We start from the raw sequence: 10,889 nt of genomic DNA, 5'->3' as shown, positions 1-10,889 counted from the left end.
CTGCCGGCGCGGGCTGCGACGGACGGCACGGCGTTGCGGGAGTTGATGAGTGGGGCCGGCGCCGAGCCGGGTGCTGAAATGCGACGCCCGGCGCGAGGCTGGGCTGCCGCGGGGCGGGCAGGGGAGGTCGGGCTAGGCCGCAACCGTCTCCGGCAGATGGCGGAACTGCACCGGCAGCTTGGCCGCGATCTCTGCCTCGGTGAGGTCGTCGAGCAGCTTCAGGACTGTGCCGCTCTGGCCGGCATAGACGAGCACGGTGCGGCGGCCGCGAATGGCCTGCGGCCAGCGCTCGCCGGCATAGCCGCGATAATCGTCATGCGTGCTCGACCAGATGTGCTCGAGCCGCTCGTCGCGCGTCATCGCGCGCAGGGGCCGTGACTCGCGCTCGATGATCGCAGCCTTCATGCGCTCCGGCGACAGTCGATCGGAAAGATCGCAATAGCCATGGAACCAGCGCCGCTTTCCGTCGATGGCAAGGGCGAAGAAGATGCTGGTGACGCTGCCCGTCATGAATTCGCGCATCGCGAACATGTCAGCGCGCATGAACAGCGGCGGCAGGATCTCGAGCATGTAGTCGTGCTCCCGATCGTTGATCTCGAACCACTCGCCGGCGAAGAGATGTTGACCTTCACCTTCGGCCATCGCCGGGTCACCACGATGGCGGTTGAACAAGCGGTGCATTTCGTGGCGCGTCGCAACGCCCTCGAAGACTTTGCGGATACTGGGGGAGGTGTGCATGGGCGGCTCCTCTTGGCCTGGCCGGACTGACAGCGCGAGCGATCCGCCTGATCCCTTCGTCACTTCAGTCCTTCATCACACCTCCTCGCCGGCCGCATCGACGGTCCGGCGGGTCAAGGGCCGCGGAACGCGGGCGAAGCTTCCCCTTGACGCGCCGGCCGGGCGTGCGGCAGCGCTTCATTCCCATTTCATTTTCCCTCCCTCATTGTTCGATCACCTTTTCCTTTCGCTTAACGCCGAGGGATCAGGGACCCCAGTCATCAGCTGCCAGGGCACTGCGCCACCTAGCCTGCGTGGCGCTCTCGTGAGCCACTTCGAGAGGAAGCCGTCAGCCTCTTAGATCCTCATTCCAATCGCCTGCGCACGGCCGCAATCGGGCGTACCCCGCACTGGCATCCGCGGCGATGGCACGAACACGATCGGCGTAGATGTCGCCTTGCCGATTGTTGTCGGTTGCTGCCACAAGCCAAGCGTTGGCGCGCTTGGCCAGGCCGCGGATAGCGCCATCGGTCGCGGGCGACCAACCGCCTCCGGTGCTGACATAAAGGGTATCGGTGCGCAGGTCCTCGATAGCGGCGAGGCTCATCGCATCGATGGCCGCCTCGGTGATGCAGATCCGCTCGGCCTCCTCCGACCCGAACCGAAACAGCTCCTTGCCGCCGTCCGTAGCGAAGCCCCGCCATGCCGGTCCGCGCTCCTCCCAACCCGTGAGCGCTCCAATGGAATCGTTATGCGCCGCCCACATGCTGCCTTGGGGGCCCTCTCGCAACCGGTCGCAAGCGACCGCCTGCTTCACGATGTCGGCTGGTAGTCCGCGCTCGCCGGTGAGATAGCGCCACGCCGGCGAGCCGGGGTGCGGCCCGACGCGATATCCCCACCGCTCTACAATGGACCCAAGGGCCTTGGGCCTTGCCGGGCGCTGCCACGCAGGTGCAGCCGGAACGAAACCAACCACGTCAGCAACACGGTCACACGCCTGGACAAAACCGTCGGCGCCGAGGTGTTCGGCAAGCGAAAACACGTCCCCTTTTGCTGGCGACAACGGATCGAACCAGCCGCGGCCTTGGTGAATGACGATGATGATGTTGCTGTCGCGTCGAAATTTGATCGCGCGCCGGGTGCTTTCCTTGAGATCGACCTTCCAGCCGTGTTTCTCCAGCAGGGCTGCGCAGCCAACCTTTTCGCGGAGCTCTTCGATTTCTCTCTTGTCCATGTCTGCTCCGGCGTCGCGCAGGCGACGTCCGGCCCCTTCTTTTGTTGGTCTCACTGTTCCTGGCCTTGCGGCACATCCCCGACCGGCCGCGAAGCCTGCCGGGCGCAAGGGCGCGCGGACAAGCTGTCGGATTTGTCAGATAGCTGGGCGCGGCGTAGCTTCCCTTGCAGCCGGCATGGCGCCAGCGGCAGCCGGTCACCCGGCTCAATGAGCCGGGCACCACGGGTCGTATTCATGGACGATGGCGTCCAGATCGCCGTCGTACTCGCTGGAGACCATCACACCGAATTCGTTCTCAGTCTGGAAAAGGATGACAGGCACCATGAGCGTGTGGGCCAGATCGAAGGCGTGGTTCTGAGCGAGGGTGAGATTGTGCGACATGAAGGGCTCCCGTCTTGCGGCGGGGACCATCCCCGCTCGACAGGCGCCGACGTGTTCGGGGGCGGCTGCGGTCACCTCGTAGGCGAAGCCGAAGAGGTCGCACGCTTGCGTAGCGAACCCCTTGTGGGTTGATCGTGGAAGGCCGCACCAGAACCAAGGAAAGCCCATTCGAGAGCGGGTTGGTCCTTCACCGAAAGCATGTGAGCCGAAAGGCACATGGTTCGGCCCGCGGATGCAGTGTCGGCCTGATTGACTGCGAGAACAGACGCCGTCGTTTTGTCTGGAGCGAACTTGATTTGACCGCCTGGAGGTTGCTCCGCGGACGTTTCGGCTGCCGTTCGATGTCATCGAGGCCAAAGGCATCGCTTGCGTTTCAGGTCCGACGCTCACATGCGGGGTTCCGGTAGATTCGGCAGTTGGCTCGTTCGGGACTCGGGCCGTTTCGCGTCAGGGATGGCAGCCCGCCAGGGGGAAGACCCGCCTGCGGGGCTTCAGCGCAGCCAACAGCCCGGCCCGCAGGGCGACGCCACCTCCGTCGTAGTCAGAGGCGCACAACAGCCGATCTATTTCCCGAGACCGGTCGTTAAGCACCCTCAATGGCTTTCATCACCGGCATTAAACTTCTGAATCGAGAGGCCTGATCGATTCGATAAATTAATTGGACGGTGCTTTCGACAGTTGCGATTTTTGGGCATGTCTGAACTCACGGTGCCATACCTCGTGCTCCAACGGTGCGATCCGGCCTGCAACATGGCCAGGTTCTATGTCCTCACGATCGAACCGACTCTGTTCGGTGATACGGCGTTGGTGCGCGAATGGGGGCGTCTCGGCCAACGCGGCTGCCGGCGGATGGATCTGTTTGCCGGAAGGGTCCAGGCTGTCGAAGCGCTCGAGACTTGGCTCATCCGTAAAAAGCGCCGTGGTTATATTCCAAAGAACCCCGCGCCTTGAATGCAACCGCCTGATCTAGGCCGTGCGCCTGCCCCCAGAGATGTCCGCTTCTCCACCGATGGCAGCGCAAAAGTCGAGCTTATCTGACTTCCGGGTTGGGCCACAACCGACATGCTGTTTGTCACTTTTGTTTCGCCATTGGCTTTGCGAGCTCACGGGCGCTGTCGATGACGAGCTGCACAACCGGGCTGACGGTGCGGTCTTTGATCGTGAGCATCCCGTTCGGTCGACGGTCCGCCGGCAGTTCAATGGACAAGACCTTGAGCGCCGCCTCCCTGGCGAGAAATTTCAGTGTGGAAGCCGGGAAAACCGTGATGAACCGCCCCGTCTCTAGCAAGCTTACCCGCATATGGGGGGCATCGGTGACGACCGTCGCCTGAGGATACGCGAGCCCTCGGGTAAGAAAGGCTTGCGTAATGATGGAGCCGATCACGCTCTCCCGCGGCGGAAGCACCCAACGCTCCTCCGCCAGATCGGAGAGCTGGATATTGCGCCGGCGCGTCAATGGATTATTTGCGCCCGCTGTGATGACGTAGCGATCTTCAAAAAGAAACTCGAAATGCAGCCGCTCATCGGCAATCGGGCCGCGACTCCGCACGAACGACAGATCGACTTTGCGTTCGTTCAAGTCGCGATGCAGCGCGTCGATGTAGCCGGTCACGAGCTCAAATCTGATCCGCGGATGACGCCGCGAGAGCCGGTCTATGAGCGCGGAAACGAAGCTCGCCGCCAGATCAGCTGTGCTTCCAATCCGCACCTCTCCGGCGGTGGGGTCGGCCAGAAATTCGATGCTCTTCACACCCCGCCGCAGCTCGTCGAAGGCGGCGGCACCGCAATCGATCAGGGCGCGGCCGCACGCGGTCGGCTCGATTCCGCGCCGGTGGCGATCCAGCAGGCGGACGCCGAACGCCCGCTCGAGCTCCGCGATCGATCGCGAAATGTTGGGCTGGGTGGTGTTGAGCAGGACTGCCGCCTTGCCCATGCTGCCGGCCTGAACTACCGCCATCAGCACGTGGAGATCCTGCAGCTTCATTCGCTTTCCGATGCGATCGCTCATCTGCATGCGAGTACCCATATCCATTTCGAGATGGTCTCATCAGACAATAGCCTTATGCGGTTATGACAGCATCAACTATTCTCCACCGTTGAAGAGAGCCAGCGTGGGCATAGGTTCGACGGAGCAAAGCCCGTGACTTCCTCCCGACGTCAATTTTTACGCTTCGCAGCGGGGATAGCCGCACCGCCGCTGCTGTCGGGCCCGGCATACGCCGACGCCTATCCCTCTCGGCCGGTCCGGATCATGGTCGGCTTCGCCGCCGGCGGCCCAAACGACATTCTCGCGCGTCTGGTCGCAGATTGGTGGTCGGAGCGGCTCGGCCAGCAATTCATCGTCGAGAACCGGCCCGGGGCAGGAAGCAATCTCGCCACCGACGCTGTCGTGCGCGCGCGTCCCGACGGCTACACGCTGCTGCTGGTTGGTTCACCGAACGCGATCAATGCCACGCTCTATGAAAATCTCGATTTCAATTTCCTGCGCGATATCGCGCCGGTCGCGGGCCTGACCCGTGGCGCCCTGGTGATGGTGATCCACCCATCGGTTCCTGCCTATAAAATTCCGGAGTTCATCGCCTATGCCAAGGCCAATCCGGGGAAACTCTCCTACGGTTCGGGAGGCGTGGGCGGGATCACCCACATCGCCGCGGAATTGTTCAAGCAGGCCGCCGGCGGGCTCGATCTTCAGCATGTGCCCTATCGAGGCGTGGCGCCCGCCATCACGGATCTGCTCGGTGGGCAGGTGCAGGTCGTCTTTGTCAATGTGGCGCCGTCGATCGGTTACATCGAGAGCGGCAAGCTGCGCGCGCTCGGGCTGACGACGGCGATGCGATCCGAGGCATTGCCGGATGTGCCAGCGATCGGCGAATCCGTGCGCGGCTACGAGGCCAGCTCAGTGTTCGGCATCGGCGCGCCGAAAGGCACCCCTGGCGCGATCATCGACAGGCTCAACAAGGAGGCCAACACCGCTCTGGCCGATGCGGGGTTCAGGATGCGCCTGCGCGGCCTCGACGCGACCGGACTGGGCGGCTCGCCCGCCGATTTCGGCAAGCTGATGGCCGATGAAACCGAGAAGTGGGCCAAAGTGATCAGCCTCGCGAAGATCCGACCGGAATAGCGGGGCAAAGTTTTACATGCAGGGGACATTCAGCAAGATTTGTGCGAAGCAAGGCGGCGCGTTCGATTGCTATCTGGTCGTGCCCGGGACTGAAAAGCAGGTGGCTTCAATCGTGCTTGCCTCTGCTATTCACGGCGTGGATACCGACATGATCGCCATCGCCGACGAGCTGGCGGCATACGGGGTCATCGTCGCAGTGCCGGATCTGTTCTGGCGTTCGGTCGCCGGACCGCTGCCTCGGAACGACCCGCGTGCGGCCGAGCGCGCGCAGCCGCGCCTCGAGCAAATCAAGGCCGGCGAAGACGATATGATCGACACATTGAGACACCTCGGCACGATCCCGCAATTCAACGGCCGGGCGGTGGTCATGGGATTTTGCTACGGCGGTCCGTATGCGATCCTCGGGCCGAAGCGACTTGGCTACGCCGCTGGCATCTGTTGCCACGCGTCCCAGATGCTCGACTATCTTCACGAGCTTGGCGGGCTTCGCGAGCAAGTCTGCTTCATTTGGGGCGACGAGGACAATCGCGCACCAACCGAGGTGCTGCAGGCGTATCGTGATGCAACGGCGCGCATGGAGAACGTCGAAGTGCACATCTTGCCCGGGATACGCCACGGCTACATGATGCGGACAAGTCCCTCCTTCGACCGGGTAGCATATGATTTTTCAATGAGGCGCGCCTGTGAGATTCTTCAACGTCTCCAGTCGCCGTCCGAGGCTCGTAACTTTTAATTGCCCGGCTATCCTGTGCATGGTCGGAACCCGACTTGCCATTCACGGGGAACAGCATGGCGCTCTCGTTGCCTTATTGATTGCTTTCTGTTGTTATTTTCCGTCCGGACCTGTGTTTGCGGACGACACATCGAAGCAACTGGTCGGGAGCTGGAAGTTGACCTCTTGGACCATTCAAATTGTCGGCGGCGACGCCACCGAACCGTTTGGTCCTAACCCGAAAGCCAGGGCGCTCTTCACGCCGGACGGATTTGCGGCCTTCATGATCGTTGGAGCGAACCGGAAGCCTGCAACAAATGACGAGGAAGCAGCGGTGCTGCTCAGGTCGTTGCTTGTTTACACCGGCAAATTCACCATCGACGGAGACAAGTTCACGACCAAGGTAGACATATCGGGCAACGAACTCCTTACCGGGCTGGATCAGGTGAGATTTTTCAAGTTGGAAGGTAACCGGATGAGCCTCCGAACGGCTGAACAAGTCAGCTCCGTTGGCACCTATCAGGGCAAGAAAGTCGTCGGCACTCTGACCTGGGAACGCGAACCCTAACCGTTTAGTCGCATTCCTTGCCGCTGACGGAGCCACCAACACGGAATGTCGCCTTTGGGTCGATTCCGTTGAAAAAAGCAGCAGTTGCGACTCAGAGATAGCGGTGATTCAGTCTGTCTAATCGGCAGGACTGAAGATCATGATGGGACATCGGCAAGTCGAACAGGCTGCTTTGTTCTACGAGTTTTCGCTCGAGAGGCACGTGCCTTCCGACCACTTGATTCGCTCGATCGATAGATTTGTCGATCTTGAACAGATTAGGCAGGACCTGGCGCCCTTCTACAGTACGATCGGCCGGCCTTCGATCGATCCCGAGCTGATGATACGGATGCTCTTGATCGGCTATTGCTTCGGTATCCGATCGGAGCGACGTCTATGCGATGAGGTTCACCTCAATTTGGCCTACCGGTGGTTCTGCCGGCTCGGCCTAGACGGTGCGGTGCCGGATCACTCGACGTTCTCCAAGAACAGGCATGGTCGGTTCCGAGAAAGCGATCTGTTCCGTCGCGTGTTCGAGAATGTCTTGCGACGTTGTATCGAGGAGCGGCTGGTCGGCGGTGAAGGATTCGCCGTCGACGCGAGCCTGATCAAGGCCGACGCCAATCGGCAAAAGGGGATTGAAGGCGACAAGGGACTCCCGCCGGAGGCGGCAGGCCGAGCGGTTAATGAGTATCTAGCTGTGCTCGATGATGCCGCTTTCGGTGCAGCGACGGAGGTCACGCCGAAGTTCGTATCGCCTGCCGATCCAGCGGCGCGCTGGACGGGCGCGCACGGCGGTCAAGCCTTCTTCGCCTACTCGACAAACTATCTGGTCGACGTTGAGAATGCGATCATCGTCGATGTCGAGGCAACCACCGCGATCCGGCAGGCGGAGGTGTTGGCTGCCAAACGGATGATTGAGCGCTCGCTCGAACGGTTCGACCTGTATCCCACCCGGCTCCTCGGTGACAGCGGCTATGCCTCGGCCGAGATGCTCGGCTGGCTGGTTTACGAGCACGGGGTCGAGCCGCACGTGACGGTGTTCGACAACTCGGCCCGCGCGGACGGGACCTTCTCGCGCGAGGACTTCACCTATGACCACACCGGCGACGTCTATACCTGCCCCGGCGGCAAGATGCTGACCACAACCGGAACACTGGTGAATGATGGCGCAACGATGCTCTACCGGGCGAGCAAGCACGATTGCACCGACTGCGCCTTGAAGGCTCGCTGCTGCCCTAAGGACTCGGTCCGCAAAGTGTCTCGCTCGATCTACGAGGGCGCTCGCGACATGGCGCGCGAAGATAGCACGATCATGGGAGGGGCGTACTTCACGCCGATTGCGCAAGAAGATCGAGATGCTGTTTGCGCACCTCAAGCGCATTCTCAAGCTCGACCGTTTGCGATTACGAGGTCCAAACGGCGCACGCGACGAGTTCACTCTCGCAGCCACCGCACAGAACCTTCGCAAGATGGCCAAGCTGATCGCGATGCCTGTCGCTAGGCCACCATAGGACCACTCGATCTCATCTCGCTTCAACGATTATAACGGAATACTGCCGGCCTTTTTCAACGGAATCGGTCAAAACCGGTCGTGCTCTGTAACAGCGGAATAGTTCTGCTTCGCTCTAGTCAACGGACTCCGCGAGTTTGTCGCTACATGGCCCAGCATCCTGCGGGATCCCTCGGTGTTGAAACTTCCCAACCGGAAAGCTGTTTTCCGCATTACGGGAGCAATCCCAGCCGAAACGCGAGCGCCACGGCGTGCGGGAGGGTTGATGCAGCAAGATTTTGCCTGGCATTGTCGAGATGAAACTTTACTCCTCGCGGCTTGATCCCAAGAAGCTCCGCTACATCCTGCATTGTCTTGCCGTCAGAAATCCAACCGAGACACTGCCGCTCGCGCTGAGTCAGCACGCATTCCTGATGCCCGACCGGGATCGGGCGTCCCATTCTGGCGGCGCTTACATGTGCATGGTACGTGTGCCCTACCATCTCCAACATGTCCCGCGAGGTCTCGATGAAACGATCGAGTCCAAGGCTGCGCTCGTCCACCGCAAGCGTAAACGCCGTGAACCGATTTTGGCTCGAGGGAATACGGATCGTCAGGCCGGTTCTGATCTTGAAGCTGAGTGCATCGTCAAACAGACGGCGCTCTTTCGGTGATCTGGCGCTCCGCGCCTCACGTCCATCCCAGAAGAAGACCCGGCTTGTATTTCGCGGCTCCTGAAGAACGGGATCGATGTTGTGATACCCTTCCCGAAAATAATGGCTCGTCCAACTCTTTGGATAGGATGAGATCAGATTGGGTCCATTCCCGCGGTGGCCAAAATAGGCGAACCAACGGAAGCCCAATGCATGCGCGGTCCGTTCCGCGACGCGCCGAAAATCATCTTCCGTATGGGCCGAGTGAAGACAATCGACGAATTCATCGTATGCTCTTTTGACATCTTTCATTGCGCCACTTCAGTCACTTCTTAAGTTCCCACAACGCGAACAATCTAACGATTCGCGCTTCACGTGCAGGCCGTATTGTGACGTTGCGGCAGCTTTGCGGCACGAACAATTCAAAAAACGGTCCGTCAGAGCTACAGCAGCAACCACGAGCATAAAGACAGAGGAGAAACAGCTTCTGACTTGTAGCCCAAAGCAACAATTTTTCTCGATCTACATATGCGAAGGAATTCTATTCCTTGCGCTGTCAGATTTGCGCATCACGAATTTATAGAGTTTCCAAAGTGCGCGCAGATAGCCGCGCCTTGCGAAAACGGTTCGTGACCCAACAGATCCATAGCGCCCTGTCAGAACTGGCAGCGCAACGCCGTGACCGTGACTGCTTTCTTGATCTCGAAGCTGTGATTCGTAAGTTTGAGGTTAAGAATGAAGGTCATTGTGCGTACTCGTGCGGCACTCCTGCACGACTCCGAACTGACAATGGGAATGCATCGCCTGCGAGGGCGCGTCTTCAAGGATCGGCTCGATTGGGACGTGTCCGTTTCCAACGGATTGGAGATCGATCAGTACGACACGTTCAAGCCGACTTATCTCCTGGCACTTGAGCAGAACAACGTTGTGGGTTGTGTTCGCCTGTTGCCCACCACAGGGCGCAACATGCTCGCGGATACGTTCCCGGTGTTGCTGGATGGCAACGCGGCGCCGAAGGCGACCAGGATCTGGGAGAGCTCGCGCTTTTGCGTTGACACCAAGAGTGTGGCGGCAACCGCAGAGAATGGTCTGCGCAAAGCGACGTTCCTGCTGTTCGCAGCAATGATTGAATGGGGTCAGCACCGCGACCTTCAGGCCGTCGCAACCGTCACCGATCTGCGCATGGAACGCATCCTGCGCCGGGCCGGATGGCATCTCGATCGCCTGGGCACGCCTCGTCAAATCGGGCCGACGAAAGCGGTCGCTGGCTTGCTGCCGATCACTAAGGAGGCTCTCGGCGCAATCCGAGCGGCCGGGCAGATTTCTGGGTGTGCAATTGACGCGCCATCGAGCCTGGCGATCGCGGCCTAACATCGAACCTCCTCAGCTCCCGACAAAAAGGCTCTCACCATGGATCCCGCTGCATTCGCGGCTCTGGTCGAACGATGCGCCCCGACCGCAATGGCTCGGCCCCTGACGGCCATCGTGCGGCAGGCGAGCTCGTTCGAGCCGCTGCTCATCACGATTGAAGGGCGCAAGCCGATTCCGATTCAGGCGACTGATCGTGACGAAGCCATCCAGCTCGCGACCGAAGCCATCGCCTCGGGCCAGCAGGTCCGAACTGGTCTCGCTCAACTTGATGCCAAGGAAACAAGGAAGGCAGGACTGACGGCTAGTACCACGTTCGATGCGTGCCAGCACATCGCTGGCCTTGGCAGATTGTTCGATGCGCGGCTGCAAGTGGCAAGCATAAAAAGCGCAGACCGCGAGCAGGCGATTGCCGAGGTTATCGCGAGCTTCGCGGCCAAGGCTCCCAGCCAAGCGCCCGAATCTCGCACCCAACCGATGCCGTCTGCCGATGGTGATCGCCCTATCGGCAATACGACAATCAATCCATCCGCATCCGCAGCCGGCGAGCACCCGCGCTGGGACGTTTATCGCTCGGGACTAGGCACATCAGCCTTTGTTTACGAACGATGAGAACGGCCGTCTTTTCCTCTCAACACAATAGGCGGTCCGGGCCAGCGCCCCG

General features: G+C 60.7%; 11 protein-coding genes and 1 pseudogene. 7 read left to right on the top strand and 5 right to left on the bottom strand.

All coding sequences use genetic code 11. From position 1 onward, the window contains the following. Nucleotides 1-132: 132 nt before the first annotated feature. The 3 genes from P6U27_RS38105 to P6U27_RS38095 all read right to left on the bottom strand — a co-directional run bounded on the left by P6U27_RS38105 (nucleotide 133) and on the right by P6U27_RS38095 (nucleotide 2,332). The gene (locus tag P6U27_RS38105) at nucleotides 133-738 is read right to left on the bottom strand and encodes a DUF1419 domain-containing protein (RefSeq protein ID WP_407194581.1); all 606 of its coding nucleotides are present in this window, start codon (nucleotides 736-738) and stop codon (nucleotides 133-135) included. Nucleotides 739-1,066: 328 nt separating this feature from the next. Continuing rightward, complete coding sequence (locus tag P6U27_RS38100; protein ID WP_407194580.1) at nucleotides 1,067-1,951, bottom strand: DUF3991 and toprim domain-containing protein; 885 nt, start codon at nucleotides 1,949-1,951, stop codon at nucleotides 1,067-1,069. Between the two features lie 204 nt (nucleotides 1,952-2,155). Continuing rightward, nucleotides 2,156-2,332, bottom strand: coding sequence for a hypothetical protein (locus P6U27_RS38095; RefSeq protein ID WP_407194579.1), 177 nt, complete (start codon nucleotides 2,330-2,332; stop codon nucleotides 2,156-2,158). A gap of 693 nt (nucleotides 2,333-3,025) precedes the next feature. Between P6U27_RS38095 and P6U27_RS38090 the strand changes: the two genes are divergently transcribed. Continuing rightward, on the top strand, nucleotides 3,026-3,283 hold the full coding sequence (locus tag P6U27_RS38090; protein ID WP_407194578.1) for a WGR domain-containing protein: 258 nt from the start codon (nucleotides 3,026-3,028) through the stop codon (nucleotides 3,281-3,283). A gap of 121 nt (nucleotides 3,284-3,404) precedes the next feature. On the opposite strand, the gene P6U27_RS38085 is transcribed toward P6U27_RS38090, so the two are convergent. Continuing rightward, nucleotides 3,405-4,316 carry a LysR family transcriptional regulator gene (locus P6U27_RS38085; RefSeq protein WP_407194577.1) on the bottom strand — a complete coding sequence of 304 codons (912 nt, stop codon included), beginning with the start codon at nucleotides 4,314-4,316 and terminating at the stop codon, nucleotides 3,405-3,407. Nucleotides 4,317-4,583: 267 nt separating this feature from the next. Between P6U27_RS38085 and P6U27_RS38080 the strand changes: the two genes are divergently transcribed. The 4 genes and pseudogenes from P6U27_RS38080 to P6U27_RS38065 all read left to right on the top strand — a co-directional run bounded on the left by P6U27_RS38080 (nucleotide 4,584) and on the right by P6U27_RS38065 (nucleotide 8,226). After that, nucleotides 4,584-5,453, top strand: a complete 870-nt coding sequence (locus tag P6U27_RS38080; protein WP_407194576.1) for a tripartite tricarboxylate transporter substrate binding protein — start codon at nucleotides 4,584-4,586, stop codon at nucleotides 5,451-5,453. A 16-nt stretch (nucleotides 5,454-5,469) separates the two neighbouring features. Then, complete coding sequence (locus P6U27_RS38075) at nucleotides 5,470-6,186, top strand: dienelactone hydrolase family protein (RefSeq protein ID WP_407194575.1); 717 nt, start codon at nucleotides 5,470-5,472, stop codon at nucleotides 6,184-6,186. A 19-nt stretch (nucleotides 6,187-6,205) separates the two neighbouring features. Continuing rightward, nucleotides 6,206-6,733, top strand: a complete 528-nt coding sequence (locus P6U27_RS38070) for a lipocalin-like domain-containing protein (protein WP_407194574.1) — start codon at nucleotides 6,206-6,208, stop codon at nucleotides 6,731-6,733. 139 nt (nucleotides 6,734-6,872) lie between these two features. Next, nucleotides 6,873-8,226 (top strand): annotated as a pseudogene (locus tag P6U27_RS38065) (transposase). A gap of 211 nt (nucleotides 8,227-8,437) precedes the next feature. On the opposite strand, the gene P6U27_RS38060 reads toward P6U27_RS38065, so the two are convergent. Then, entirely contained in the window at nucleotides 8,438-9,169 is a 732-nt protein-coding gene (locus P6U27_RS38060) for a LuxR family transcriptional regulator (RefSeq protein ID WP_407194573.1), read from the bottom strand. A gap of 423 nt (nucleotides 9,170-9,592) precedes the next feature. On the opposite strand from P6U27_RS38060, the gene P6U27_RS38055 reads away from it, so the two are divergent. Both P6U27_RS38055 and P6U27_RS38050 read left to right on the top strand, forming a co-directional pair. Further along, complete coding sequence (locus P6U27_RS38055) at nucleotides 9,593-10,228, top strand: acyl-homoserine-lactone synthase (RefSeq protein WP_407194572.1); 636 nt, start codon at nucleotides 9,593-9,595, stop codon at nucleotides 10,226-10,228. A gap of 39 nt (nucleotides 10,229-10,267) precedes the next feature. Beyond that, entirely contained in the window at nucleotides 10,268-10,837 is a 570-nt protein-coding gene (locus P6U27_RS38050; protein WP_407194571.1) for a type IV secretion protein, read from the top strand. Nucleotides 10,838-10,889 lie beyond the last annotated feature (52 nt).

Origin of the sequence: Bradyrhizobium sp. STM 3566 (genome assembly GCF_045571445.1) — a bacterium.
Lineage (GTDB): Bacteria > Pseudomonadota > Alphaproteobacteria > Rhizobiales > Xanthobacteraceae > Bradyrhizobium > Bradyrhizobium vignae.
The sequence above is the reverse complement of the archived record's forward strand: the minus strand, read 5'-3'. Positions and strand labels throughout refer to the sequence as shown.

Coding starts and splice junctions, on each gene's coding strand:
- P6U27_RS38105 (WP_407194581.1), bottom strand. CDS start 738: ATGCACACCTCCCCCAGTATCCGCAAAGTCTTCGAGGGCGTTGCGACG.
- P6U27_RS38100 (WP_407194580.1), bottom strand. CDS start 1,951: ATGGACAAGAGAGAAATCGAAGAGCTCCGCGAAAAGGTTGGCTGCGCA.
- P6U27_RS38095 (WP_407194579.1), bottom strand. CDS start 2,332: ATGTCGCACAATCTCACCCTCGCTCAGAACCACGCCTTCGATCTGGCC.
- P6U27_RS38090 (WP_407194578.1), top strand. CDS start 3,026: ATGTCTGAACTCACGGTGCCATACCTCGTGCTCCAACGGTGCGATCCG.
- P6U27_RS38085 (WP_407194577.1), bottom strand. CDS start 4,316: ATGAAGCTGCAGGATCTCCACGTGCTGATGGCGGTAGTTCAGGCCGGC.
- P6U27_RS38080 (WP_407194576.1), top strand. CDS start 4,584: ATGGTCGGCTTCGCCGCCGGCGGCCCAAACGACATTCTCGCGCGTCTG.
- P6U27_RS38075 (WP_407194575.1), top strand. CDS start 5,470: ATGCAGGGGACATTCAGCAAGATTTGTGCGAAGCAAGGCGGCGCGTTC.
- P6U27_RS38070 (WP_407194574.1), top strand. CDS start 6,206: ATGGTCGGAACCCGACTTGCCATTCACGGGGAACAGCATGGCGCTCTC.
- P6U27_RS38060 (WP_407194573.1), bottom strand. CDS start 9,169: ATGAAAGATGTCAAAAGAGCATACGATGAATTCGTCGATTGTCTTCAC.
- P6U27_RS38055 (WP_407194572.1), top strand. CDS start 9,593: ATGAAGGTCATTGTGCGTACTCGTGCGGCACTCCTGCACGACTCCGAA.
- P6U27_RS38050 (WP_407194571.1), top strand. CDS start 10,268: ATGGATCCCGCTGCATTCGCGGCTCTGGTCGAACGATGCGCCCCGACC.